This is a genomic window from Pseudomonas sp. IT-P176 (assembly GCF_949767245.1).
GTDB lineage: Bacteria > Pseudomonadota > Gammaproteobacteria > Pseudomonadales > Pseudomonadaceae > Aquipseudomonas.
Map to the genome: position 1 here is coordinate 429,863 of NZ_CATKPN010000035.1, position 24,997 is coordinate 454,859.

At 62.4% G+C, this 24,997-nt stretch carries 27 protein-coding genes; 11 read left to right on the plus strand and 16 right to left on the minus strand.

Annotated features, from left to right (window positions below):
* Positions 1-15: 15 nt before the first annotated feature.
* The gene (gene mutM, locus ACM6IP_RS08035) at positions 16-828 is read left to right on the plus strand and encodes a bifunctional DNA-formamidopyrimidine glycosylase/DNA-(apurinic or apyrimidinic site) lyase (RefSeq protein ID WP_095164595.1); all 813 of its coding nucleotides are present in this window, start codon (positions 16-18) and stop codon (positions 826-828) included.
* Between the two features lie 119 nt (positions 829-947).
* Here mutM and ACM6IP_RS08040 read toward each other — a convergent pair whose 3' ends face one another.
* The 5 genes from ACM6IP_RS08040 to ACM6IP_RS08060 form a co-directional block, all read right to left on the minus strand.
* Positions 948-1,199: a YfhL family 4Fe-4S dicluster ferredoxin gene (locus ACM6IP_RS08040; RefSeq protein ID WP_038358877.1), complete on the minus strand. Its 252-nt coding sequence runs from the start codon at positions 1,197-1,199 to the stop codon at positions 948-950.
* A gap of 180 nt (positions 1,200-1,379) precedes the next feature.
* Complete coding sequence (coaD, locus tag ACM6IP_RS08045; protein ID WP_040071510.1) at positions 1,380-1,859, minus strand: pantetheine-phosphate adenylyltransferase; 480 nt, start codon at positions 1,857-1,859, stop codon at positions 1,380-1,382.
* Positions 1,860-1,974: 115 nt separating this feature from the next.
* Positions 1,975-3,570, minus strand: a complete 1,596-nt coding sequence (locus ACM6IP_RS08050; protein WP_159998430.1) for a GMC family oxidoreductase — start codon at positions 3,568-3,570, stop codon at positions 1,975-1,977.
* A 44-nt stretch (positions 3,571-3,614) separates the two neighbouring features.
* Positions 3,615-4,160, minus strand: a complete 546-nt coding sequence (locus ACM6IP_RS08055; RefSeq protein WP_401125490.1) for a twin-arginine translocation pathway signal protein — start codon at positions 4,158-4,160, stop codon at positions 3,615-3,617.
* Positions 4,161-4,186: 26 nt separating this feature from the next.
* Positions 4,187-5,617 (minus strand): coniferyl aldehyde dehydrogenase, encoded by a 1,431-nt coding sequence (locus tag ACM6IP_RS08060; protein ID WP_401125493.1) that lies wholly within the window; start codon positions 5,615-5,617, stop codon positions 4,187-4,189.
* Positions 5,618-5,763: 146 nt separating this feature from the next.
* Here ACM6IP_RS08060 and ACM6IP_RS08065 point away from each other — a divergent pair, with 146 nt between their 5' ends.
* Together ACM6IP_RS08065 and ACM6IP_RS08070 are read left to right on the plus strand one after the other, a co-directional pair.
* Positions 5,764-6,435 carry a TetR/AcrR family transcriptional regulator gene (locus tag ACM6IP_RS08065; RefSeq protein ID WP_095164574.1) on the plus strand — a complete coding sequence of 224 codons (672 nt, stop codon included), beginning with the start codon at positions 5,764-5,766 and terminating at the stop codon, positions 6,433-6,435.
* Between the two features lie 34 nt (positions 6,436-6,469).
* A complete protein-coding gene (locus tag ACM6IP_RS08070; RefSeq protein WP_414861243.1) occupies positions 6,470-7,324 on the plus strand; it encodes a sulfurtransferase in 855 nt (284 codons plus the stop codon).
* 3 nt (positions 7,325-7,327) lie between these two features.
* On the opposite strand, the gene ACM6IP_RS08075 is transcribed toward ACM6IP_RS08070, so the two are convergent.
* The 9 genes from ACM6IP_RS08075 to ACM6IP_RS08115 form a co-directional block, all read right to left on the minus strand.
* Positions 7,328-7,657, minus strand: coding sequence for an AzlD domain-containing protein (locus ACM6IP_RS08075; RefSeq protein ID WP_414861244.1), 330 nt, complete (start codon positions 7,655-7,657; stop codon positions 7,328-7,330).
* Positions 7,654-8,373, minus strand: a complete 720-nt coding sequence (locus ACM6IP_RS08080; RefSeq protein ID WP_401125500.1) for an AzlC family ABC transporter permease — start codon at positions 8,371-8,373, stop codon at positions 7,654-7,656. The genes ACM6IP_RS08075 and ACM6IP_RS08080 overlap by 4 nt, the downstream gene beginning before the upstream one ends.
* 72 nt (positions 8,374-8,445) lie before the next feature.
* Positions 8,446-9,288, minus strand: coding sequence for an AraC family ligand binding domain-containing protein (locus ACM6IP_RS08085; RefSeq protein WP_401125502.1), 843 nt, complete (start codon positions 9,286-9,288; stop codon positions 8,446-8,448).
* A 4-nt stretch (positions 9,289-9,292) separates the two neighbouring features.
* On the minus strand, positions 9,293-10,303 hold the full coding sequence (locus ACM6IP_RS08090) for a hydrolase (RefSeq protein WP_401125504.1): 1,011 nt from the start codon (positions 10,301-10,303) through the stop codon (positions 9,293-9,295).
* Positions 10,304-10,373: 70 nt separating this feature from the next.
* Positions 10,374-11,852 carry a M16 family metallopeptidase gene (locus ACM6IP_RS08095; RefSeq protein WP_414861245.1) on the minus strand — a complete coding sequence of 493 codons (1,479 nt, stop codon included), beginning with the start codon at positions 11,850-11,852 and terminating at the stop codon, positions 10,374-10,376.
* Complete coding sequence (locus tag ACM6IP_RS08100; protein WP_414861246.1) at positions 11,845-13,188, minus strand: M16 family metallopeptidase; 1,344 nt, start codon at positions 13,186-13,188, stop codon at positions 11,845-11,847. The genes ACM6IP_RS08095 and ACM6IP_RS08100 overlap by 8 nt, the downstream gene beginning before the upstream one ends.
* A 136-nt stretch (positions 13,189-13,324) precedes the next feature.
* Positions 13,325-13,936, minus strand: coding sequence for a 16S rRNA (guanine(966)-N(2))-methyltransferase RsmD (gene rsmD, locus ACM6IP_RS08105; protein ID WP_095164560.1), 612 nt, complete (start codon positions 13,934-13,936; stop codon positions 13,325-13,327).
* Complete coding sequence (locus ACM6IP_RS08110) at positions 13,936-15,426, minus strand: M16 family metallopeptidase (protein ID WP_414861247.1); 1,491 nt, start codon at positions 15,424-15,426, stop codon at positions 13,936-13,938. Before ACM6IP_RS08110 ends, rsmD begins: the two co-directional genes overlap by 1 nt.
* The gene (locus ACM6IP_RS08115) at positions 15,419-16,780 is read right to left on the minus strand and encodes a M16 family metallopeptidase (RefSeq protein ID WP_159998410.1); all 1,362 of its coding nucleotides are present in this window, start codon (positions 16,778-16,780) and stop codon (positions 15,419-15,421) included. The genes ACM6IP_RS08110 and ACM6IP_RS08115 overlap by 8 nt, the downstream gene beginning before the upstream one ends.
* A gap of 344 nt (positions 16,781-17,124) precedes the next feature.
* Between ACM6IP_RS08115 and ftsY the strand changes: the two genes are divergently transcribed.
* The 4 genes from ftsY (at position 17,125) to rpoH (ending at position 21,326) form a co-directional block, all read left to right on the plus strand.
* The gene (gene ftsY / locus ACM6IP_RS08120; protein WP_414861248.1) at positions 17,125-18,672 is read left to right on the plus strand and encodes a signal recognition particle-docking protein FtsY; all 1,548 of its coding nucleotides are present in this window, start codon (positions 17,125-17,127) and stop codon (positions 18,670-18,672) included.
* Positions 18,669-19,340, plus strand: coding sequence for a cell division ATP-binding protein FtsE (gene ftsE / locus ACM6IP_RS08125; protein ID WP_095164552.1), 672 nt, complete (start codon positions 18,669-18,671; stop codon positions 19,338-19,340). The genes ftsY and ftsE overlap by 4 nt, the downstream gene beginning before the upstream one ends.
* Positions 19,337-20,359, plus strand: a complete 1,023-nt coding sequence (gene ftsX / locus ACM6IP_RS08130) for a permease-like cell division protein FtsX (protein WP_095164550.1) — start codon at positions 19,337-19,339, stop codon at positions 20,357-20,359. Before ftsE ends, ftsX begins: the two co-directional genes overlap by 4 nt.
* A gap of 112 nt (positions 20,360-20,471) precedes the next feature.
* The gene (gene rpoH, locus ACM6IP_RS08135; protein ID WP_095164548.1) at positions 20,472-21,326 is read left to right on the plus strand and encodes an RNA polymerase sigma factor RpoH; all 855 of its coding nucleotides are present in this window, start codon (positions 20,472-20,474) and stop codon (positions 21,324-21,326) included.
* A gap of 113 nt (positions 21,327-21,439) precedes the next feature.
* Here rpoH and mtgA read toward each other — a convergent pair whose 3' ends face one another.
* A complete protein-coding gene (mtgA, locus tag ACM6IP_RS08140; RefSeq protein ID WP_414861249.1) occupies positions 21,440-22,162 on the minus strand; it encodes a monofunctional biosynthetic peptidoglycan transglycosylase in 723 nt (240 codons plus the stop codon).
* 74 nt (positions 22,163-22,236) lie between these two features.
* On the opposite strand from mtgA, the gene ACM6IP_RS08145 reads away from it, so the two are divergent.
* From ACM6IP_RS08145 to trmB, 4 genes are all read left to right on the plus strand, one after another.
* Entirely contained in the window at positions 22,237-22,617 is a 381-nt protein-coding gene (locus tag ACM6IP_RS08145; protein WP_095164544.1) for a DUF423 domain-containing protein, read from the plus strand.
* Between the two features lie 71 nt (positions 22,618-22,688).
* A complete protein-coding gene (gene thiS / locus ACM6IP_RS08150) occupies positions 22,689-22,889 on the plus strand; it encodes a sulfur carrier protein ThiS (RefSeq protein ID WP_162530216.1) in 201 nt (66 codons plus the stop codon).
* Positions 22,890-22,955: 66 nt separating this feature from the next.
* Positions 22,956-23,750: a thiazole synthase gene (locus tag ACM6IP_RS08155; RefSeq protein WP_095164543.1), complete on the plus strand. Its 795-nt coding sequence runs from the start codon at positions 22,956-22,958 to the stop codon at positions 23,748-23,750.
* A 9-nt stretch (positions 23,751-23,759) separates the two neighbouring features.
* Positions 23,760-24,485 (plus strand): tRNA (guanosine(46)-N7)-methyltransferase TrmB, encoded by a 726-nt coding sequence (gene trmB, locus ACM6IP_RS08160; protein ID WP_095164541.1) that lies wholly within the window; start codon positions 23,760-23,762, stop codon positions 24,483-24,485.
* A 173-nt stretch (positions 24,486-24,658) separates the two neighbouring features.
* Here the strand turns inward: trmB and ACM6IP_RS08165 are convergent, their stop codons facing one another.
* Positions 24,659-24,982: a DUF3392 domain-containing protein gene (locus tag ACM6IP_RS08165; protein WP_095164539.1), complete on the minus strand. Its 324-nt coding sequence runs from the start codon at positions 24,980-24,982 to the stop codon at positions 24,659-24,661.
* Positions 24,983-24,997: the final 15 nt, after the last annotated feature.

The window sequence follows — 24,997 nt, forward strand, 5'->3', positions numbered from 1 at the left end:
TGAGCCGAGTACGCCATGCCTGAATTGCCGGAAGTCGAAACCACCCGCCGCGGGATTGCGCCCTACCTGGAAGGCCAGCGCGTCAGCCGGGTGGTGGTGCGTGAGCGGCGCCTGCGCTGGCCGATCCCCGAGGACCTCGATGTGCGCCTGTCCGGGCAGCGCATTGTGCTGGTGGAGCGACGTGCCAAGTATTTGCTGATCAACGCCGAGGTCGGCACCTTGATCAGTCACCTGGGCATGTCGGGGAATCTACGCCTGGTGGAAATCGGCCTGCCGGCGGCCAAGCATGAGCATGTGGACATCGAGCTGGAGTCCGGCCTGGCCCTGCGCTACACCGACCCGCGCCGTTTCGGGGCGATGCTCTGGAGCCTTGACCCGCTCAACCACGAACTGCTGCTGCGCCTGGGGCCGGAGCCGCTGACGGACCTGTTCGACGGCGATCGCCTGTTTCAACTGTCACGTGGGCGTTCGATGGCGGTCAAGCCGTTCATCATGGACAACGCGGTGGTGGTGGGGGTCGGCAATATTTACGCGACCGAAGCGCTGTTCGCCGCCGGGATCGACCCACGCCGCGAGGCCAAGGGCATCTCCCGGGCGCGTTACCTGAAGCTGGCGATCGAGATCAAGCGCATCCTGGCCGCCGCCATCGAGCGCGGCGGCACCACTTTGCGCGACTTTGTCGGCGGCGACGGCCAGCCTGGCTATTTCCAGCAGGAACTGTTCGTCTATGGCCGCGGCGGCGAGGGCTGCAAGGTCTGCGGGACAGAACTTCGCGAGGTGAAGCTGGGGCAGCGGGCGAGTGTGTTTTGCCCCAGGTGCCAGCGCTGATCCAGATGTCGCGGTGAGGTTGCTGATGGCCCCAACGCGAGCAGGCTCGCTCCCACAGTGATTCGCCGGTGAGCATTACCCCGCCCCTTGTGGGAGCGAGCTTGCTCGCGATGGGGTCCTTACGCCTTGCCGGTAATGATCCGGTACTTTTCCATCAACTGCTCTTCAGTTTCCGGATGGGCTTCGTCCAGCGGAATGCAATCGACCGGGCAGACCTGCTGGCATTGCGGCTCGTCATAGTGGCCGACGCACTGGGTGCACAGGTTCGGGTCGATCACGTAGATCTCTTCGCCCTGGGAGATGGCGGCGTTCGGGCACTCGGGTTCGCAGACGTCGCAGTTAATGCAATCGTCGGTGATGATCAGGGACATTGGGGACTCCAGCCAGGGTCGTCGGCCCGGGCATCTGAAAACTAATGCGCACAATTGTGCCGCATTGACGCTGTAGGAGCGAGCTTGCTCGCGAAAAACGTCAGGGCGCTGTGTACTTTCTGATAGCGCTGCGTAATCGTTGACGTTTTTCGCTGGCAAGCCAGCTCCTACAGTCGGGGTCTATTTCTTGAACCGGAGTGTAAGAGCATCGGCCACGGCCGGGTGGACGAATTTAGTGATATCGCCGCCCAGGGCTGCAATTTCACGGACCAGCGTCGAAGAAATAAACGAATAGCGCTCGGACGGCGTCAGGAACAGGCTTTCCACGTCCGGGGCCAACTGGCGGTTCATGTTGGCCAGCTGGAATTCGTACTCGAAATCCGACACCGCACGCAAACCACGCAGGAATACATTGGCATTCTGCTCTTTGGCGAAGTGCGCCAACAGCGTCGAAAAGCCGACGACTTCGACGTTCGGCAGATGTTTGGTGACCTCGCGGGCCAGCTCCACACGCTGTTCCAGGGGGAATAGCGGGTTTTTCTTGGGGCTGGCGGCGACAGCAATGATCACATGATCGAACAGGCGCGCGGCGCGTTCGACCAGATCGCCATGGCCCTTGGTAATAGGGTCGAAGGTACCTGGGTACAACACTCGGTTCATCGCGTCGTCCTGGCGGGAATCCGTTGGGGAGTCGGATGGTATCGCAGCCTTCCCGGTCGGCCAAGTCGCCATTGGGCTAAGAACGCACTATAGACCAGGCGAATATGCAGTTTTTTCATGGATTTCGCAGGCGTTCGGCCAGTGCGCTGGCCAATTGCGCGGTCAGCCCGTAGACCGATAGTTGCGGGTTGGCGCCAATGCTGGTGGGGAACAGCGAGCCGTCATGCACCGACAGATTGCGCAGTTGATGATGTCGTCCGAGGCTATCGGTCACGGCGTGGGTCGGGTCTTCACCCATGGCGCAACCGCCCATGACGTGGGCGCTGCCCAGGCGGGTGCGATACAACTCCAGGCTCAGGCCGTCGATCAACGTGCGGGCTTCGGTGAGACTGTTGACGTAGCGCGCATCGGCGTGCATCGGCATGACGGCCTTGGCGCCACCGGCGAACTGGATCTCGGCCATGCTGTGAAAGGCCCGGCGTAGGCCGTCCCAGGCGTAGTCGGAAACCTGATAGTCGAGCACCGGCGTGCCGTCGCCGCGCAACTCGACGCTGCCGCCGCTGCTGTCCGGGTGGAAACCGTCACGCAGCAGGGCGAGCATGGCGTGGGTATGGGGCAGTTGCTGCATGTGCGCGGCGTTCTCGGCGCCGAAGCCGCCGAGCAGGGTCGCGGCCAGCGCTGGGTGCAGCGGCGGCACTTCGAGCTTGTAGGACATTTTGCCGGTGGCGCCGTCCTGCCATTGAAAGTGGTCGGAGTAAATCGACTGCGGTGCGCCGTAGAACGGGTTGATGACTTCATCGAACAGCCCGGCAGACATGTTCACCAGGTGCAGGAAGGTGCGTTTGCCGAGGCGCTCGTGAGGGTCGGGTGCCTTGGAACGCAGCAACAGCCCCGGGCTGTTGATCCCGCCACCGGCCAGCACATAGTGCCGTGCCTTGACGGTAATGGTGCGACCAGTGGGCGCCACGCAGCGTTCATCCATGGCCACGCACAGCAGGCCGGTGACCTGGTCGTCCTTGATCAACAGCTGTTCGGCGCGAGCCAGGTACAGCAGCTCGCCGCCTTTTTCCAGGGTCGCGGGAATGGTGGTGACCATCATCGACTGTTTGGCGTTGGTCGGGCAGCCCATGCCGCAATAACCGAGGTTCCAGCACCCGCGCACGTTGCGCGGAATCACGTGCCAGCTGTAGCCGAGTTGCTCGCAGCCTTTCTTGATCACTTCGTTGTTGGCATTGGGTGGCACCAGCCAGGGTGCGACGCCGAGGCGTTGTTCCATTTTTTCGAACCAGGGCGCCATGTCCGCCGGGCTATGGCCCTTGACGGCATGCTCCCTGGCCCAGTGTTCGAGGGTCGGCTCGGGGGTGCGAAAGCTCGAGGTCCAGTTGATCAGCGTCGTGCCACCTACCGCGCGGCCCTGCAGGATGGTGATCGCACCGTCCTTGCTCATGCGGCCGATGCCCTCCTGGTAGAGGTTGGCGTAGGCCTGGTCTTCGAGCATCTTGAAGTCGCTGCTGGTCTTGAGCTGGCCTTCTTCGATCAGCAGCACCTTGTAGCCGGCCGCACTGAGGATCTCGGCCGTGGTGCCACCGCCCGCGCCGCTGCCAATGATGGCGATGTCGGCTTCCAGGGTCAGGTCATTGGCCAGTTGTGAGCCGTTGTAGGTTTTCCAGCCGCGGGCCATGCCTTCGCGGAACGGATCGGGTACGGGCATCAGGGGCTCTCTTATATTTATCAGGTGGTGAAGGTGCCTGGATCTCAGACTTTCGGTGGCCCGGGATAGCCGCAATGGGCCCATGACTCGGCGCGGCTGTACCAGGCCATCATCACCAGTTGCAGGATCGAACTGTGGCCCATGCGCAGCAGGCTTAACGAGCTGTTCTGCCAGCGTTGCAGGAAGTGGCGGATGGCTTCGCTGCTGGCATTTTCCCAACTGCCCCAGATTCCGGTCAGTGGCCCGCGGGTGACTGCCATGCCCAGCACGTCGAACAGTTGCTGGGTCAGCTTGAGCATTTCTGGCGACAAGTGATCGAGGCCGTGGTCCAGGCTGCGCAGGGTTTGTTCGGTGGCGGCGGGGAGTTTTTCGGCCGCCACGGCGCCCTCGAGCATCACCGGCAACAGCGCCCGCAAAAAACTCAGGTCAGTGTCGCGGATAATCGCAAACCCGTTGGCCGGGCTGCTGGCCGAGCAACCGCTGAGGCTGGCGCCCAGGCCTGCGGTGGCGAGGAAGGCGCTGGCGCCGAGACTGAATTTGAGCAGGCCGCGCCGTGACAGCGCGGGGGCATCGCAAAAGCGTGGGTTCATTATTGTTTTTACCCGGCAGTGAAGGGTCAGCGGATGAACAGTTTCTGGATCAGCTTCTGGATCGACTTGCCATAGGGTGGGTAGATCAACTTGGCCGCGTTGAAGCGCTGCTTGATCAGCACGCCCTTGGCTTTGCTGAATGTCAGGAAACCTTCCCTGCCGTGGTAATGGCCCATGCCGGAAGCGCCGATACCGCCAAACGGCATGTCGTCCTGGGCAACGTGCAGCAGGGTGTCGTTGAGGCAGACCCCGCCGGAATGGGTTTCCTGGAGTACGCGATTCTGTTCGGACTTGTTGTAGCCAAAGTAGTAAAGCGCCAGTGGACGTGGTCGTTGATTGATGTAGGCAAATGCCTGGTCCAGGGTCGTGTAGGGCACCACTGGCAGCAGCGGGCCGAAGATTTCGTCCTGCATCACGATCATCTCGTCGCTGACATTCAGCAGCACGCTGTGGCCCATGCGCCGGTCCTGGTCTTGGTCGAACAGCGGGATCAACTGTGCGCCCTTGGCGCTCGCGTCACTCAGGTAGCTGTGCAGTCGCGCCAGTTGGCGTGGGTTGATGATGGCGGTGTAGTCGGGGTTGTCCGCCAAGGTCGGGTAGAAGCCACGCACCGCCTGGCGATAGGCCTCGACGAAGGATTCGACCCGGTCCTGCGGCACCAGCACATAGTCCGGAGCGACACAGGTTTGCCCGGCGTTCAGGGTTTTGCCGAAGGCGATGCGTTCGGCGGCATCCTTGAGCGGCACGTCGTGGGAGACGATGGCCGGGGATTTTCCACCCAGTTCCAGGGTTACCGGTGTCAGGTTCTCGGCCGCCGCGCGCATCACGTGCTTGCCAATGCTGGTGGCGCCAGTGAACAGCAGGTGGTCGAACGGTAGTTGGGAAAACGCCACGCCCACATCGGCCTCGCCCAGCACCACGGTCACCAGGTCCTGGGGGAAGATCTTGGCCAGCAGGAATTTAAGCAGCTCGCCGGTGGCCGGCGTGGATTCGCTGAGCTTGAGCATCACTCGGTTGCCCGCAGACAGGGCGCCGACCAGCGGGCCGATGGCCAGGTAGAGCGGGTAGTTCCACGGCACGATGACCCCGACGACCCCCAGCGGTTGGTAGACCACCTTGGCCTTGGCCGGCTGGAACGCCACGCCTACTTTGCGTGGCGAGGCTTTCATCCAGCCCTTGAGGTGTTTGCTGGCGTAATGAATGCAGTGCAGGCTCGGCATCAGTTCGGCGAGCAGGGTTTCATCGGCGCTGCGGTTGCTGAAGTCTGCGCTGATCGCTTCGATCAAGGCCTGGCGCTGGTCACTCAGGACGTCGCTCAAGACCTTGAGCCACTGCTGGCGCTGGGCCGCAGGCGGCATAGGGTTGGCCGCATACGCTTGGCGCTGGGCGGTAAACAGGTCGTGAAGCTCACTCAATGGCTGCTGGGAGTCTTGCAGGTAGGCAATTTCGGCGGGCATGGTAGCTCCAGGTTTTTTTATAATGGAGAAGTTTTTAGAGTCTATGCTCTAAAAAGTCAAATGACTTCCTCGGGATGTGATGATTTATCCGCCGACGGATAGGTCGTAAGATGCCCGCAACGCACAGCAGAATTAAAGCTCAAGCCATGGCCCCACGAATAAAAACCAGCGAGCGCATCGTGCAGAACAGCCTGGAGCTGTTCAACCAGCAGGGTGAACGCAGTATCAGCACCAACCATATCGCCGCGCACATGGAGATATCCCCGGGCAACCTGTACTACCACTTCCCCAACAAGCAGGCGATCATCGCCGTGTTGTTCAGTGAGTACGAGGCCCTGGTGGAAAGCTTCCTGCGCCCGCCGCAAGGGCGTGCTGCCACGGTTGAAGACAAGCGTTACTACCTGCAGGAACTGCTGGACGCGATGTGGCGCTACCGGTTTTTGCACCGCGACCTGGAGCACCTGCTGGACAATGATCCGGAGCTGGCGGCCCGTTATCGACGGTTTTCCCAGCGCTGCCTGATCCAGGGCACGGCGATCTACGCCGGTTTTGTCGCCGCCGGCATCCTCGCCATGGACAAGGTGCAGATCGAATCCCTGACGCTCAACGCCTGGATCATCCTGACCTCCTGGGTGCGCTTTTTGTGTACCACCCGAGAAAACTCCAGCCACCTCAGTGAACAGGCCATTAAACGCGGCGTGTACCAGGTGCTGGTGCTGGAAGCCGGGTTTGTCACCGAACAATCGCGCGAGGAAATCGACGCCTTGTTCGAGGAGTATTACGTGCCGCTGGGCCAGGCCCTCGAAGAAGTGCAGTAGGATCGCGCCAAGACTTACCTCACAGGAGCCCGCTATGCCCATCGCGCAACTGATCAGCCCCCTAGCCCTGGACCAGAAAAAGGAGCAGGCCGCCCTGGTGATCCTGGATTGTCGCTTTGCCCTCGAAGATCCGGATTATGGCCAGCGCAGCTATGCCGAAGGGCATATTGCCGGCGCCTCGTTTGCCGATCTGGAGCGTGACCTCAGCGGGCCGGTGATCAAGGGTGTCACCGGCCGGCACCCACTGCCGGACCCGCAGGCCCTGATCGAGCGCCTGCAAGCCTGGGGCATCGACAATGACAGCCAGGTGGTGCTGTATGACGACGGTCCAGGGGCGTATGCAGCCCGGGCCTGGTGGTTGCTGGCGTGGCTGGGCAAGCGTGACGGGGTGTTTATCCTCGACGGTGGCCTCAAGGCCTGGCACGCCGCCGGCCTGCCGCTGAGCCTGGATGCGCCGGGCAATACCCGTGGCACGTTCAGCGGTACCTCGGACGCGGCCATGGTCTTGAGCGCCGACCAATTGCAGCAACGCCTCGCCCGGCCGGAGCTGACCCTGCTCGATGCCCGTGGGCTGCCGCGGTTTCGCGGCGAGGTCGAACCGATCGATCCGGTGGCCGGGCATATCCCCGGCGCGTCATGTGCGGCCTTCACCGATAACCTGGGGCCGGACGGACGCTTTCTGCCGGCTGCGCAACTCCAGCAGCGGTTTGCCGAGAAGCTGGCGCAGCGCTCGCCGAGTGAACTGGTGGCGTACTGCGGTTCGGGCGTGACAGCCTGCCACAACCTGTTTGCCCTGTGCCTCGCCGGCTACCCGTTGGGGGCGCTGTACGCCGGCTCGTGGAGCGAATGGATCACCGATCCGCAGCGGGCGATTGCCACCGGCGACTGAGCCTTAAAGCGGTAACTGCCCCAGCAGCCAGCGCAAGCCAAAAAACACCAGCATGCCGCCACCGATGGTCGCCAACAGGTGGCGGGTGGTGGCTGCGATGGCGATGGCTGCCAACCCAGCCAGCAGGTAGGCATTGTTCATGGTCAGCGCCCAGTGCTGGCCATCGAGCAACAACATGCCTGGCACCACGATGGCTGTCAGTACCGCCGTCGGTACGTAGTGCAGCCCCTGGCGTACCAGTGGCGGGAACTTCAGGTTGGGCCAGGCGAACAGGCTGTAGCGCAGGGCAAACGTGATCGCCATCATTCCTAGAATCAGCCAGCCGTAACTCATGAGCGCAGCTCCCTGGCTTGGTGTTGCTGCAGTTGGCGGCGCTCCAGCAGCACGCCCACGGCGATCCCGCTGAACGCCGCGGCCATCAGGCCCAGTTTGTAGGGCCAGTGCAGGGTGGCCAGGGCTACGGCGCCGGCGGCCAGGGCCGCGGCAATTTGCGGCTGGTTGCGCAGCAGCGGCACCACAATCCCGATAAAGGTCGCCAGCATCGCGAACTCCAGGCCCCAGCTCGCCAGGTCCGGCACTGCCTGGCCAAACAGCACGCCGGCCAGCGAACTGCCCACCCAGCAGGCATACAGCGAGCTGGCGACGCCCAGCCAGTACCACTGCGCCAGGGGCTTGTCGCCGTGCAGCAGGTAAAACCGCTGGACCACGGCAAAGGTTTCATCGGTCAGCCAGAAGGCCAGGAGTAGCCGCCAGTGCTGCGGCAGACGGCCGACATGGGGCTGCAGGGTGGCGCTGTAGAGCACATGACGCAGGTTGACGATGAAGGTGGTCAACAGGATCACCAGCACACTGGCGCCGGTGCCCAACAGGCTGAGGGCGATCAGTTGTGCGGAGCCGGCATACACCAGCAGTGACATGCCGACCGCCTGCCACAGCGTCAGGCCCGCCGCGCCGGCCAGGGTGCCGAAGATCAGGCCGAACGGCAGGATGCCCACCGCCATGGCGAAACTGTCGCGGATACCACGGGAAAAAAGTTGCTGACGGGTCATGGAGACTCTCCTTGTGCCGGCATCTTGCGCGACGGGGCAAAGAGTTGTCTTGAACGATCTTGCAGATTTTCCTCAGGGGTTGGGTGGCATCATTCTGGCGGTGCGGTAGGCGCCGGGGCCGACGCCGTAGACCTTCTTGAATTGCCGGCTCAAATGGCTCTGGTCGGCAAACCCCAGTTGTGTGGCAACCGCCAGCGGCAGGCAGCCTTCGCGCAGTAACGCCCGGGCCTGGGCGATGCGCTGTTGCATCAGCCAGGTGTGCGGTGGCATGCCGGTGGCGTGGCGGAACACTCGGGCGAAGTGGAAGGGCGACAGGTTGACCGCCGCCGCAAGCGCTTCCAGGGACGGCGGTGCGGCCAGTTGCGCATGCAGCAATTCCTTGGCCCTGGCGATCGCGCGGTGCTCTCGGCCCGGCTGCCCAGGCGTGGCCACGGCGGCATGGCGTTGCAGCAGCGAGAGCATCGTTTCCCGCCACAGGGTTTGTTGTTGCAGGGCGCTGGCCGGGCTTTCCAGCAAGCGGTGCAACTGACAGAAACCACTGACCAGGTCCGGGTCGCGATACAGCGTGGCGCCGAAAGCCGGCAAGCTGCGGGAGGGCAATTCGAGTTCGGCCAGCAGCCCGAGGATCTGCCCGTTGTCCGGGTAGAACGCGCGGTACAGCCAGCCATCCTCGGTGCCCTTGTGCCCGGTGTGCAGTTCGTCCGGATTGATCACCACCAGGGTGCCGCTGCCGGCCAGGTGCTCGGCACCGCGATAACGGTAGCGCTGGGCGCCCGCCATGATCATGCCGATCACAAAGCCGTCGTGCACATGGGGCACGAAGCGTTGCTCGATGTAGCGCGCCGACAGCAGTTCGACCCCGGCCAAGGGGGCGGTGTGCCAGAAACGGATCGACTCGCCCGATTGACTGTCCATGGTCCTAGTCGCGACCCGGCTGGGCCAGCCACTGGGGGATGCGCCGTTCCAGGTAATAACCCGGGGTGCGCAAGGTGCCGTCGACAAAACCGACGTGCCCACCCTTGGCCTGCAGCTCGAAGCGGGTGCAGGTCGACAGCTCGCCGGCTTCAGGCAGGCTGTGGGGGTAGACGAAGGGGTCGTCGGCGGCCTGGATGATCAGGGTCGGGGTGCGGATTTCACCGAGGAAATAGCGGCTGGAAGCGCGTCGGTAGTAGTCCTGGGCATCGGCGTAGCCATGCAGCGGCGCGGTGACCCGACCGTCGAAGTCCCAGAAGGTGCGCATCTTGTCCAGCGAGCCGAGGCTGGCCAGGGTCGCCAGGCCTTCGTGGCGTCCGTCCTGGAGAAACTGGCGCTGCTTGTTCTTGATGTACGCGAGCATTTCGCGCATGAAGTGCGCCTGGTAGACCTTGGAAAAGCCCTGGCCGATGCGGTCGGCGCACTGATCCAGGCGAAAGGGCACCGAAACCGCCACCGCGCCTTGTAGCTGGCTGGCGCTGCCGGTTTCGCCCAGGTGTTTGAGCAGGATGTTGCCCCCCAGGGAATAACCGACCGCATACAGCGGGGCCAGGGGGCGCGTTGCCCGCAGGTGGTTGATCGCCGCGGCGAGGTCCTCGCTGGCGCCGGAGTGGTAACTGCGTGGTAGCAGATTTGGTTCGCCCGAGCAGCCGCGCCAGTTCAACGCGGCGCTGGCCCAGCCTTGTGCGGCGAGGGCACGTTGCAGGCCAGCGACATAGGGCGAATTGGAGGAGCCGGTCAGCCCGTGCAGCACCAGTACCAGGGGCGCGTCGACGCTGTGCGGGCCGTGCCAGTCGAGATCGAGGAAGTCGCCGTCGTCGAGCCACAGGCGTTCGCGCTGCCGCTCCAGGTGGGTGGTCTTGCGCCACAGCGGCCCCCACAGGGTTTGCAGGTGCGGGTTGCCGAGGCCAAATGCCGGGGTGAAGGGGCTTGCCGGTGCTGGGGAGGGTTGGGGCACGACGATCTCGTTGCTGCGGATGGACAAGGTGGCAGAACGAAGTGCTCGTTCTGCCGGTGCAACTGGAAAACTAACTTGCCACAATCTGCTCCTCAGCGCGACACATGCCCAGGCCGGCTCGATCGACGGGTTCTGGCAGGGCTTGCTGGGTCGTGGTCGGCCCCAGCGTGACCACGCTCCAGTGATCAGCGTTGTAGTGCCGGTTGAGTGCCGCCTTGATTTGCTCGACCGTCAACGATTGGGCTTGATGCTCGGAAAAATCCAGGTCGAAGGGCAAATCATGACGGCTGATCTCCGACAGTCCGGAGAGTATCTGCGCATTGCTGGCACTGGCCAGTGCGGTACTGCCGAGGATCAGGCGCTTGGCGTCGTCCAGTTCCCGCGAGGTCGGCCCGGTGTGCAGGTAATCGCGGAACAGGCTTTTGATCAGGGTTAGCGTGCCTTCGCTGAATTGCGGTTGGGTTTGCACATGGATCCCCGTGGGATTGGCCCATTGCTTGTCGGCAGTTTCCATGGACACGCTGTAAGTAAGGCCGCGTTTCTCGCGCAGTTCTTGCATCAGCCGCGATCCGGAGCTGCCACCGGCGAATATCAGGTTGGCCACCTTCAGTGCCACATAGTCGGGGTGCTTACGGCTGACACCGAGTTGAGCCAGTATCAGGTGGGTCTGGTTCTGGGCTTGCTCAATATGCCGCGAGGCTACGGGGGGCGGCGTGACCGGGAGATCCGGCACGGTCGACGTAGTAGGTTTGACGGGCAAACTGTTACTGATTTGCAGACTAAGGTCCTGCGCTTGTTTCAGGGTCAGGTCCCCGACCAGAGTGATCTGGGTGTTGCCTGCGTGGTAATTGGCTTTGTGGAAGGCCTGGACCTGTTCACGGCTGAGAGTTGCCAGGTCCTGCGCTGTTCCGTAGATCGACTGGGCATAGGGGTGGCCGTTGAACAATAGTCCGCCCATGCCCCGGAACACCTTGGTCAGCGGGTCTTGCTGCTGGCTCTCAATAATCTGCAGCAGCTCGCTCTTGACTCGCAGCAAAGCGTCATCGGCCAGCAGCGGCTGGCCAAGCATCTGCGCGAACAATTGCAGGGCCGGCTCACGCTTTTGCGGCGCACTGAGGCTGCGCAACGAGAACCAGGTGCGGTCATGGTTGATGCCCATGCCCCAGCGGGCCCCAAGACCGTCGAAGATTTCATTGGTCTGCGCCAGGCTCTTGCCCTGGATGCCTTCGTTCAACAGGCTGAACGTGGCGGCGGCCAGGGCCGGATGTTGTGGATCTCGTGCACTGCCTGCGGCGAAGCTGACGAGCACGTCGAACATCGGCAGTTCCGACGTCTGGATAAACAGCACCTTGGTTCCTGTCACGGTTTTCCAGGCCTGGATCTTCAGCGCGCGGGGGACGGATGGCGTCGCCGGCGACTGGGCCAGTGATTGCAGTTTCGACCCGGCGGGGGGCGATGGGGAGGATGGCTGGGCCTGGGCTGACAGGCAGCAGCAAAAAATCAGGCTGATCAGCGGTTGCACATAACGTGAAGGTGCGGACTTATTCATGGCTGTTCTCCGGCATTAGGTGCGCCACGCTCATGCGTTGTCGAGTCAGATAGGTTACGGCCGCCTGCTGGATATCCTTGGCACTCACCTGGTTCAGTGTCTCGATGTCTTCTTCCATGAGGCGCCATGACAGGCCAATGCTTTCCAGCGTGCCCATTCGAGTGGCTTGCTCGGTGATCGAGTCTTGCTGGTACACCTGGCTGGCAATCAGCAAGGTGCGCGCGCGCTCCAGTTCTTCGGGGTCGGGGGGCGTGGTTTTCAGTTGTTCTATCACCTGCCAGATACGCGCCTGAGCCTGGTCCAGGCTGATCCGCTGATGGCTGTTGAGTTGAGCGCTGAGTAACAGCAGGCTGTCGCCACGGTTGAACGGGTCGTACCCGGAAGATATCTGGGAGAACAGGTCCTCATTAAATTGCAGGTGCTTTTTCAAGCGAGCACTGTTGGACCCGGCTAGCAGTATGTCTAGCAACCGCAAGGCCTGCACCGTACGCCGGTCGGGCGCAGTGGTCAGGCTGGGCAGGTTGAAACTCATGAGCAATTGCGGCGCATGAATGGCTTGGCTCAAGGCGATTTTGCGCTCGCCGGGCTCGGCCAGCTCCAGAGGGGCGTACACCTGGGGCAGGGTCTTGCGGGGAATGTCGCCGAAATAGCGTTCGACCAAGGGTTTTACCTGGCCCAGGCTGACATCACCGACGATGACCAGGGTCGCGTTGTTGGGGGCGTACCAGCGTTGGTACCACTCGCGTAGCTGGGTCGCGCTCATCCTTTGCAGGTCGTGCATCCAGCCGATGGTCGGCGTGGCATGGGCGCTGGAGGGAAAGGCAATGGCCTGCAGCCGCTCCATGGCCAGGCCTTGGGGCGCGTCATCGGTGTGTTCGCGGCGCTCTTGCTTGATCACTTCGATTTCAGTGGCAAACGATTCGGTGCGCAGGTGCGCGGTGGTCATCAGGTCGGCCATCAGTTCAAACGCCACGCCCAGGTGATCGGGTGCCAGGGTTTGGTAGTAGGCAGTGTAGTCGTTGCTGGTGACGGCGTTTTCCTCGGCGCCGAGCCGCTCCAGGATGGCCGAGGCTTCACCGGCGCAGGTTTTGCTGCTGCCCTGGTAAAGCATGTGTTCGAGTGCATGGGACAGCCCGGACTGGCCCGGCGGTTCCTGGCTGGAACCGACTTTGATCCACAGCTGGGAGGTGGCCACGGGCGCGCGGTGGTCCTCGCGAACTACGACTTTCAGGCCGTTGTCCAGGCTGAACTCATGGGTGGTCGACGCGCTGGCCGTGAACGCCATCATGGGCATCAGCCCACTCAGGAGCAGCAGGGCGCTGCAGTAGATGTTCATTGGATGTGCATCCTCATTGATTGATGTGAAAAACGCTCAATCAATGTCGGCGATGCGTAGAGGGGGCTGGTATTAACTATGTATCTTGAGTGAAGCCAGTGCCTGGGCAGTCAGGTTTGGCTGCCCAGGCATGGTATCAAGCGGATTGTTCCACGAGGCGATGCCACAGCGCGTAGTACACCCGACCGGATTTCTGCTCCCGGTGCAGGCGCCAGGCGCCCGGCAGGCCGAGGGTCGATGGTGCGTTCTCGCTTTCGGTGTAGATCCAGGCGTCGTCGGCCAGCCACTGGCGTTCTTCCAGTAGCGAGCACACCGCAGGCAGCAGGTTCTGGTTGAACGGCGGGTCAAGGAAGACCAGGTCGTAGGCGCTCGCTGGCTGGGTTTCCAGGTAGCGCAGGGCATCGGCGGTCTGCACCTGGCCGACGGTGCAGCGCAGGGTGCCCAGGTGTTCCTTCAGGCTCGACACCGCGAGGCTGCTGGCATCCAGCGCCTGGCCCATGGCGGCGCCACGGGACAGCGCCTCGAGGAACAGCGCGCCGCTGCCGGCGAACGGGTCGAGTACCTTGGCCCCGGCGACATAGGGCGCGAGCCAGTTGAACAGGGTCTCACGCACGCGGTCCGGCGTCGGGCGCAAGCCCGGGGCGTCGGGGAAGCTCAGGCGACGGCTGCGCCATTCACCACCGATGATGCGTAGTTGGTTCACACCGTTGTGGACGTTGTGCACGGGTTTTTTAGGGCGAGTGGCCATTAATGCTCCGGAACCCCGAGCGGCTGCTCGGAAGGTTTGTCAGTAGGGGCCGGTAACGGCTTTTGCGGCACGGTAGGACCGACGGTAACGATCACCATTTTATCCATGCTCAAGTGTTTGTTCATGGCCGCGGTAACTTGCTCGACAGTCAGGTTCTGCGACTGCTGCATGAAGTCTTCGAGGTAGCTCAGCGGCAAGTTGTAGAAACCCATGGCGCCCAGTTGGCCGACGATGTCGGCATTGCTCGCCGTCGACAACGGGAAGCTGCCCGCCAGTTCGCGCTTGGCGTCGTCGAGTTCTTTCTGGGTCGGCCCGGTTTTAAGGTAGTCGGCCATGACGTCCTGCACCAGCTTGAGCGTGCCTTCGCTCATTTCGGCACGGGTTTGCAGGTTGATCAGGAACGGGCCGCGGGCCTGCATCGGCGAAAAGCCCGAGTACACACCATAGGTCAGGCCACGTTTCTCCCGCACTTCGCTCATCAACCGGGTACCGAAACCGCCGCCACCAAGAATCTGGTTGCCCATGGAGACGGCGGCGTAGTCCGGATCGTCACGGTCGATGCCCAATTGCGCGAGCATCAGGTTGGTCTGCTTGGCCGGGAACTCGACGCGGCTGGTGCCAGGCTTGGGTTCCTCAGGCTGGGGGATTTTCGCCAGCGCCGGGCCCTTGGGCAGGGCGGCGGACACCTGGGCAGCAATCGCCTCGGCGTCACTGCGCGACAGGTCGCCGACCAGTGCGATCACCACATTGCCCGCTGTGTAGGCCTTGGCGTGGAAGGCCTTGAGTTGCGCCAGGGTGATGTCCGGGATGCTCAGCGCGTTACCGTCGCTGGCGTGGGCGTAGGGGTGTTGGCCATACAGGCGACGCATCAGCTCCAGGCTGGCAACCTTGGCCGAGTTCTGCTTCTGGTATTCAAAGCCGGCGAGCATCTGGTTCTTGATCCGGGCCAGGGAATCGGCCGGGAAGGTCGGTTTGCCCACCACTTCGGCGAACAGCTTGAGGGCCGGCTCGCGTTTGTCCACGGCACTCAGGCTGCGCAGCGAGGCAATGGCCATGTCCTTGTAGGCGCCATTGCCGAAGTCGGCCCCCAATCCTTCGAAGCCCTGGGCGATCTGGCTGACGTCCTGGCCGGCCACGCCTTCGTTGAGCATGGCGTTGGTCAGCATCGCCAGGCCCGGTCTGGCGCCATCCTGGCTGCTGCCGGCGGCGAAAATCAGGCGCAGGTCGAACATCGGCAACTCAGGCGCGGCGACGAACAGCACCTTGGCCCCTTCGGCGGTGTTCCAGGTCTGCACGTCGAGGGTGCGTCGGCTCGGCGCCTTGCCGTCGAGCTCGGCCAGCGATTGCAGCTTCTGGCTCGATTTGGCCTTGTCGAGGGCTTCGCTGGCGTTGATCTCGCCTGGGCGGATCACGTAGAACACCGCCGAAGCGGCAAGCGCGACGACGGCCAGGGCGACCAGGGCCACCCGTGACTTGTTGATCTCACTCATGCGCGTTCTCCTGGGGCAGTGGCAGTACATGCGCAACGCTCAGACGTTCGCGGGTGAAATAGGTGCGGGCAGCGTTCTGGATGTCTTGCGGGGTCACGCTTTCCAGCTCGGCCAGTTCGGTGTCCATCAGTTTCCAGGACAGGCCGACGGTTTCCAGCTGGCCGATGGCGGTGGCCTGGCTGGTGATCGAGTCACGCTCGTAGACCAGGCCGGCAATCACTTGTGCTCGCACACGTTCCAGTTCTTCGGCGGAAGGTGCGGTGGTTTTAAGCTGTTCAAGCAGTTTCCACAGGCCGGCTTGCGCCTGGGCCATGGTTTTCTGCTTCTGGGTGTTGGGGGTTGCCGACAGGGTGAACAGGCTGTCGCCACGGGTGTAGGCGTCGTAACTCGACGAACCGCCGGAGACCAGCTCTTCACCGCGCTCCAACTGGGTCGGGATGCGCCCACTGTAGCCGCCATCGAGCAAGGCGGAAATCAGGCGCAAGGCGTTGACCGAGCGTTTGTCCTGGGTGGTGGCAATGCTCGGAACGTTAAAGGCCAGCATCAGGGCCGGCAGTTGGGTCTGCACGTGCAGGGTGATCTGCCGCTCGCCGGGCTCGGACAGCTCCAGGGGGATTTTCGCCGGTGGCACGGCGCGCTTGGCGATTGGGCCGAAGTAGCGTTGGGCCAGGGTTTTGACTTCTTCCGGGGTCACGTCGCCGACCACTACCAGGGTCGCGTTGTTCGGTGCGTACCAGGATTCGTACCAGTGGCGCAGTTCCTCGACCTTCATGCGATCGAGATCGGCCATCCAGCCGATGGTCGGCGTGTGGTAGCCGCTGGCCGGGTAGGCCATGGCCTTGAAGCGCTCATAGGCCTTGGACATTGGTTTGTCGTCGGTGCGCAGGCGGCGCTCTTCCTTGATTACCTCGATCTCGCGGCTGAACTCGTCGGCCGGCAGGCGCAGGGTGGCCATGCGGTCGGCTTCAAGTTCGAAGGCCACGGCCAGGCGATCACGGGCCAGCACCTGGTAGTAGGCGGTGAAGTCGTCGCTGGTGAAAGCGTTCTCCTCGGCGCCAAGGTCGCGCAGGATCAGCGACGCTTCGCCAGGGCCGACTTTCTCGCTGCCCTTGAACATCATGTGCTCCAGGGCGTGGGACAAACCGGTCTGGCCTGGGGTTTCGTAGCTGGAGCCAACCTTGTACCAGACCTGGGAAACCACTACGGGCGCACGGTGATCTTCACGCACGATGACCTTCAGGCCATTGTCGAGGGTGAATTCGTGGGTCGGTTGAGGGTCGGCAGCCAGGGCTGCGAGGGGCAGACAAACTGTGCTGAGCAGCAGGCCAGCAGCGCGGCGGGCTAGAGCATTCATTCGTTTTTTAACCTGTTGGGCTGCCCGCTTGGTCTTAGCGTCGGCGGGCGAGGAGGTGCTAGGATACTGATCCGTTTTACTGGCGGCCACGCCTATGAGGCCATTGATCGGTCAGTAGGCTGTATAGGTTTGCGCAAGAAGCTTTGGGTTTATCAGCTAAACTCTGCGTTTTCGCCGAAGATACCGTTTTAGTCCTTGGTGTTAGTCGAGCTTTGAGGTGCCGTTGAGCACCTCGACAAAATGTTGCGCGTGAACAAGCTGAGTGAAACACAGTCTGTTCTGCATCGAATATTCAATTGCCGAGGCGCCATTGGCGCGTCGCTACCGTGAGATAGCCGTCCTCCATGTTTGGTTCCAACGACGACAAGAAGAACCCAGCTGCGGCTGGCGAGAAAAAAAGCCTGTTCGGGTGGCTGCGCAAAAAACCGCAGGAACCCGTCGTCGAACAGCCACAGCCACTGCCTGAGGTGGCGCCAGAGCCGGTAATAGAAGCCGCTCCGGTGGTCGAAACCGTAGCCCCTGTCGTATTGCCATTGGCCGAGCCGGTGTTGCAGCCGGTGGTCGAGCTCGCGTCTGCGCCAGCCCCTACACCAGAACCTGTTCCTGAGCCGGTGCACACGCCGTGGCTGACCCTGCCGGTCCCTGAAGAGCCGGTGGCCTTGGTTGCAGACGAACAGGCGCCGCACATTACCCCGCCGATTCCCGCGCCTACCGTGGTTCAGCAAGCAGTCGAAATGCTGGTGGTCGACTCCAAGCCGTTGGTCGAGCCACTGGTCATTGACGAGCCGGACCTGCCGCAACCGGTCATCGCCGCGTTCGTCGCACCTGAGCCAGTGCTGCAGCCGACTCTAGAGCCGGTCCCGGTCCCGGTGGCCGCTCCCGTTGTGGTCGCGCCCGCTCCCGTTGCCCCGATTGTTCCAGAGCCGGTGGCCGCAGAGCCTGCGCGCAGCGAAGAAACCAAGACCGGCTTTTTCGCCCGCCTCAAGCAAGGCCTGTCGAAAACCAGCGCCAGCATCGGCGAGGGCATGGCCAGCCTGTTCCTGGGCAAGAAGATCATTGATGACGAACTGCTCGAAGACATCGAAACCCGCCTGCTGACTGCCGATGTTGGCGTCGAGGCCACGTCGGTGATCATCCAGCGCCTGACCCAGAAGGTGGCGCGCAAGGAATTGGCTGACGCCGATGCCCTGTACAAATCCCTGCAGGCGGAACTGGCGGCGATGCTCAAGCCTGTCGAGCAACCGCTGAAAATCACCTCGCAGAACAAGCCATTCGTGATCCTGGTGGTGGGCGTCAACGGCGCCGGCAAGACCACCACCATCGGCAAGCTGGCCAAGAAGCTGCAACTCGAAGGCAAGAAAGTCATGCTGGCGGCGGGTGACACCTTCCGCGCGGCCGCAGTCGAGCAGTTGCAGGTCTGGGGTGAGCGCAACAACATTGCGGTGATCGCCCAGCACACCGGTGCCGACTCTGCGTCGGTGATCTTCGATGCGGTGCAGGCAGCCAAGGCGCGCAATATCGATGTGTTGATTGCCGATACCGCTGGTCGCCTGCACACCAAAGACAACCTGATGGAAGAGTTGAAGAAGGTTCGCCGGGTCATCGGCAAGCTCGACGCCGAGGCTCCGCACGAGGTGCTGCTGGTGCTCGACGCCGGCACCGGGCAGAACGCCATCAACCAGGCCAAGCAATTCAACCAGACGGTCGCCCTGACCGGCCTGGCCCTGACCAAGCTCGATGGTACGGCCAAGGGCGGGGTGATCTTCGCCCTGGCCAAGCAGTTTGGTTTGCCAATTCGCTACATCGGTGTCGGTGAAGGCATCGATGACTTGCGTACCTTTGAAGCAGAACCCTTTGTCCAGGCACTGTTTGCCGAGCGGGAGCGTTCATGATTCGTTTCGAACAGGTCGGTAAGCGCTATCCGAACGGTCACGTCGGCTTGCATGAGCTGAGCTTTCGAGTCCGTCGGGGCGAGTTCTTGTTTGTCACCGGGCACTCGGGTGCCGGTAAAAGTACCCTGCTGCGCTTATTGCTGGCGATGGAGCGTCCCACCACCGGCAAGTTGCTGCTGGCCGGTCAGGACCTGGCGACCATCAGCAATGCACAGATCCCGTTCCTGCGCCGACAGATCGGCGTGGTGTTCCAGAACCACCAGTTGCTGTTCGATCGCACGGTGTTCAACAACGTCGCGCTGCCGCTGCAGATCCTTGGCCTGTCCAAGGCCGAGATCGTCAAGCGCGTGGATTCGGCCCTGGAACGCGTGGCGCTCTCGGACAAGACCGACCTGTACCCGGGCGACCTGTCCACCGGCCAGCAACAGCGTGTCGGCATTGCCCGCGCCATCGTCCATCGCCCGGCCTTGCTGCTGGCGGACGAACCGACCGGTAACCTCGACCCGCGCCTGGCGGCCGAAATCATGGGCGTGTTCGAAGACATCAACCGCCTGGGCACCAGCGTGCTGATCGCCAGTCACGACCTGGCGCTGATCGCCCGCATGCGTCACCGCATGCTGACCCTGCAACGTGGCCGATTGATCGGCGACGGGGAGGCCGGGGTATGAGTGCGACGCGCAGCCCTAAGGTTTCCGAGCGCGTGGCCCCCAAGGCCGCCGATCCGCAACCGCAGAAGAAAAAACGCGATGAAGACGATGGCCCGGATTTCCGCACCCTGTTGCGCGCCTGGATCGAAAGCCATCGCGCCAGCCTGCTCGACAGCCTGCGTCGCCTGGGCAAGCAGCCGATCGGCAGCTTCTTTACCTGCCTGGTAATGGCCGTTGCCCTGAGTTTGCCGATGGGGCTGTCACTTTTGCTGAGTAACGTCGAGCGCCTGGGCGGCTCCTGGCAGCGTGCGGCGCAGATTTCCCTGTACCTGCAACTGGATGCGAGTGCCAGCGAAGGCGAGCAGCTGCGTGAGCAGATCAAGGCCATGCCGGGCGTCGCCGAGGCCGAGTACATCAGCCGTGAGCAGGCGCTGCAAGAGTTCCAGCAGCAGTCCGGCCTGGGCGAAGCGCTCAAGGAGTTGCCGGAAAACCCGCTGCCGGGCGTAGTGCTGGTGACCCCCAAGGAAGTCGACAAGGCGACCCTGGAAGGTTTGCGTCAGCGCCTGGCCGAGTTGCCGAAGGTGCAGCAGGCGCAACTTGACCTGGTCTGGGTCGAGCGCCTGGCAGCCATTCTCAAGCTGGGCGAGCGGTTTGTCTTCGGTCTGACGGTGTTGCTGGTTTCTGCATTACTTTTGGTGATAGGCAATACCATTCGTCTTCATATTGAAAACCGCCGCACCGAGATAGAAGTGATTAAACTGGTCGGCGGCACTGATAGCTATGTGCGTAGACCTTTTCTCTATATGGGTGCGCTTTATGGCTTTGGCGCCGGGGTTCTTTCCTGGGGTGTCCTGGCGTTTGGCCTGAACTGGCTGAATGATGCGGTCACCGGGCTAGCCGGTCTGTATGGCAGTAATTTTGCCTTGGCAGGTGTGCCAGTAGCCGATGGTCTGTCGCTCTTGCTTGGTGCGGTGTTGTTGGGTTATATCGGTGCGTGGATTGCGGTAGCACGCCATTTGAGAGAGCTTGCACCGAAATAGTGTCTTTTTGCTTGTATATCCTTTCAGCGTGTAGGGGAACTTGTCCTTCGGTTTCCGGTCAATTTTCGCAGTGCTGAACTGCACGAGTTATGTGAGTCGGAGGTTTTTTCGTATGACCACTTCTTTGCAACCTGCTTATGCTCTAGTCCCAGGCGCAAACCTGGAGGCCTATGTGCACACGGTCAACAGCATTCCATTGCTGACGCCAGAGCAGGAGCGTGAACTGGCCGAGAGTCTCTACTATGAGCAGGATTTGGGGGCGGCTCGGCAGATGGTGCTCGCCCACCTGCGTTTTGTTGTACATATCGCCCGTAGCTATAGCGGCTACGGCCTGGCCCAGGCTGACCTGATCCAGGAAGGCAACGTTGGCCTGATGAAAGCGGTCAAGCGCTTCAACCCGGAAATGGGTGTACGCCTGGTGTCCTTTGCCGTGCACTGGATCAAGGCGGAAATCCACGAGTTCATCCTGCGCAACTGGCGCATCGTCAAAGTGGCGACCACCAAGGCCCAGCGCAAGCTGTTCTTCAACCTGCGCAGCCAGAAAAAACGCCTGGCGTGGCTGAACAATGAAGAAGTCCATCGTGTGGCTGAAAGCCTCGGTGTAGAGCCGCGCGAAGTGCGCGAGATGGAAAGCCGCCTGACCGGCCATGACATGGCTTTCGACCCGGCCGCTGAAGCGGACGACGACAGCGCCTTCCAGTCGCCAGCCAACTACCTGGAAGACCACCGGTACGACCCGGCCCGTCAACTGGAGGATGCGGACTGGAGCGACAACTCCACCAACAACCTGCACGAGGCGTTGGATGTACTGGACGACCGCAGCCGTGACATTCTCTACCAGCGCTGGCTGGCAGAAGAAAAAGCCACGCTGCACGACCTGGCACAGAAGTACAACGTGTCGGCCGAGCGGATCCGTCAGCTCGAGAAGAGCGCGATGAACAAGCTCAAGTTGTCGATCGCCGCCTAACCTGCGGCGCAATGCAAAAACCCCCGCTCATTGATCGGGGGTTTTTTGTTTGTGCCCATTTTCCTGACTCATCTTGGCCCTTGTGGGGGCGGTGTCTGGAGGAATGTGTTCGGCTACTGCGCCCAAGGCGCCCGGCGTGAATCGTTGAGGCCGATCAGGTAGCTGTCGCCGCCCAACTGGCTCATCTGCTGGCGAATCCAGCCTGCACGCCGGGCCACGTAGGCGCTCGGATGGCTGGCGCTATACACCCGCGGATTCGGCAGCACGGCCGCCAGCAGGCTGGCCTGCTGACGGCTCAATGAGCGGGCGCTGACGCCGAAGTGATGGCGCGCTGCAGCCTCGGCGCCAAACACACCGGCATCCCATTCCACGCTATTGAGGTACACCTCGAGAATCCGCTGCTTGGGCCAGAACACCTCGATCAGCGCGGTAAACCAGGCTTCCAGGCCTTTGCGCAGCCAGCTGCGGCCGGACCAGAGGAACAGGTTTTTCGCCACTTGCTGGCTCAGGGTGCTGGCGCCACGGATCGAGCCGCCGCGTTCGTTGTGGGCCAGCGCGGCCTGAATCGCGCCGAAGTCAAAACCCCAGTGCTCGGGGAATTTCTGGTCTTCACCGGCCATCACCGCGACTTTCAGGTCGTCGCTGATGTTGTCCCAGGACTGCCAGTCACGCTGCAGGTCGATGGGTTCGCCATCGAACCAGGATTCGATCTTGCGCTCGACCATCAGCGCGGTCCCCGGTGGCGGAATAAAACGCAACAGCAGGACCAGCACTACGCTGCCACCGGCAACCCAGAGCAGGGCTTTCATGAAGCGGCGCACAAATATTGGCAGCATAGAGATGGCTTGGCCGAACCCGTCGAGCGGGCCATTATACAGACCCTGCCCAATGATTCTGACTGGAGTTCCCCATGCTGCGTGGCTTTTTGATGCTGGCCGCTTTTTTCGGTTTTACCGGTGTCGCCCTGGGTGCATTTGCCGCCCATGGCCTCAAGGGCCGCTTGAGCAGCGAATACCTGGCGATTTTTCATACCGGCGTCACTTATCAACTGGTGCATACCCTGGCGTTGCTGGGTGTCGCGCTGCTGGCCACGCAGGTTCCTGGGCGCCTGGTGACCTGGGCAGGGGTTAGTTTTGCCGTGGGCATCCTGCTGTTTTCCGGCAGCCTGTACCTGCTGACGCTGACGGGCATCAGCAAGCTGGGGATCGTCACCCCGTTTGGCGGCCTGGCATTCCTCGTGGGCTGGCTGCTGCTGGGGATTACCGCCTGGCGCTTGCAGATAACCGCCTGACACTTGTAGCTGACCTTTAGGTCATGATCGGGCTAGAATGCTGGCCCCTAAAAATGATGGCGGCATCCGGCATGCGCATTCAGTTGAACGGCGAATCCCTTGAACTGCCCGACGGTGAAACCGTTGCGGCCCTGCTGACCCGTCTGGACCTGACCGGTCGCCGGGTGGCGGTCGAGCTCAACTTGGATATCGTCCCGCGCAGCCAGCACGCTGACACCACCCTCACCGAGGGCGACTCGGTGGAAGTGGTGCACGCCATCGGTGGCGGCTAGTCGCCCGCAGCGACAACCGCGCCCACCCGCATTGTGCAAGACCCTCACCCCACCAGAGGATTTCCGATGAGCAACGTTCGCAGCGATAAGCCTTTCGTCCTGGCCGGTCGTACTTACCAGTCGCGTTTGCTGGTAGGTACCGGCAAGTACCGTGACATGGAAGAGACCCGCCTGGCCATCGAGGCCTCGGGCGCTGAGATCGTCACCTTCGCCGTGCGCCGCACCAACCTGGGCCAGAACGAGGGCGAGCCGAACCTGCTCGATGTGCTGTCGCCAGAGCGTTACACGTTCCTGCCGAATACCGCCGGTTGCTACGACGCCATCGAGGCCGTGCGCACCTGTCGCCTGGCCCGTGAGCTGCTCGGTGGGCACAACCTGGTGAAGCTGGAAGTACTGGCCGACCAGAAAACCCTGTTCCCCAACGTGATCGAAACCCTCAAGGCCGCCGAAACGCTGGTCAAGGAAGGTTTCGACGTGATGGTCTACACCAGTGATGACCCGATCATCGCCCGGCAACTGGCGGAGATCGGCTGCATCGCGATCATGCCGCTGGCTGGCCTGATCGGTTCGGGCCTGGGGATCTGCAACCCGTACAACCTGCAGATCATCCTCGAAGAAACCAAAGTGCCCGTGCTGGTGGATGCCGGTGTCGGTACCGCGTCCGACGCCACCATCGCCATGGAGCTGGGCTGCGAGGCGGTGCTGATGAACTCGGCCATTGCCCATGCCCAGCAACCGATCCTGATGGCCGAAGCCATGAAACACGCGATTGTCGCAGGTCGCCTGGCGTACCTCGCTGGCCGCATGCCGAAAAAACTCTATGCCAGCGCCTCCTCGCCGCTGGATGGTCTGATCAAGTAAGAGCCATTGATGACTGAATCGAACGACACGCCTATCCAGACGGAAGAAGGCGAAGAGCGCCAACACCGCCGCATCAAGAGCTTTGTGATGCGCGCCGGGCGCATGACCGAAGGCCAGCAAAAGGGCCTGGAGCAGGGCACGCCGCTGTTCGTCCTGCCATTGGCCGACGCGCCGGTGGACTTCGACCAGGTGTTCGGTCGCTCGGCCCCGCGCTCGCTGGAAATCGGCTTCGGCATGGGCCACTCGCTGCTGGAAATGGCCGCGGCGGCGCCGGACCAGGATTTCATCGGGGTTGAAGTGCACCGTCCGGGTGTGGGCGCGCTGCTCAATGGCGTGCTGACCCAGGGCCTGACTAACCTGCGGGTCTACGACTGTGACGCGATCGAAGTGCTCAACCGCTGCGTGGCGGACAACAGCCTGGATCGCCTGATGCTGTTTTTCCCGGACCCGTGGCACAAGAGCCGTCACCACAAGCGCCGGATCGTCCAGGCGTCCTTCGCTGAGCTGGTACGCAGCAAGTTGAAGGTCGGCGGTGTGCTGCACATGGCCACCGACTGGGAACCGTACGCTGAATACATGCTGGAAGTGATGAACGTCGCGCCGGGTTACCGCAACCTGGCCGAGGACGGCAAGTGCGTACCGCGCCCGGCCGAGCGCCCGATCACCAAGTTCGAGCGCCGCGGCGAACGTCTTGGGCATGGTGTGTGGGATTTGAAGTTCGAGAAACAGGCTTAAGCGGCTGCCAGCCTGAAATACAATCAACTGTGGGGGCGGCGGTGCGGCGATCCGACTTGCCCGCGAAGAGGTCATAACATTCAACATCTCTGTTGGCTGTTACACCGTCTTCGCGGGCAAGTCGGATCGCCGCACCGCCGCCCCCACAGTTGTTTTGTATTGGTCTAAGGGGGCTAGCGGCGATCAGCCACGACCCCAATCAACACCAGCACCACCAGCAACACCGGCGCCAGGCTGTAGTTGTTGAACTGGCTCAGGCCCTTGACGATCCAGGGTGTGGCGTAGATCAGCGACGCACCGCTGCCGATCACGCACAGCAGGGCCATCATCGGCACGCGCAAGGCACCGGCGATGTTGCCCAGGCGTTGCTCGACCCAGCCTTTGAAGTCCGCGCCAAACAACACCAGCAAGCAGCCCACTAATGCCAGGGCGATTTCCGAGAGGTTACTGCGGCTCCAGCGAGAGACGGTGGCGAGCAGGTCGAGTACCAAATCCATTCGTTTTCCCTTAGT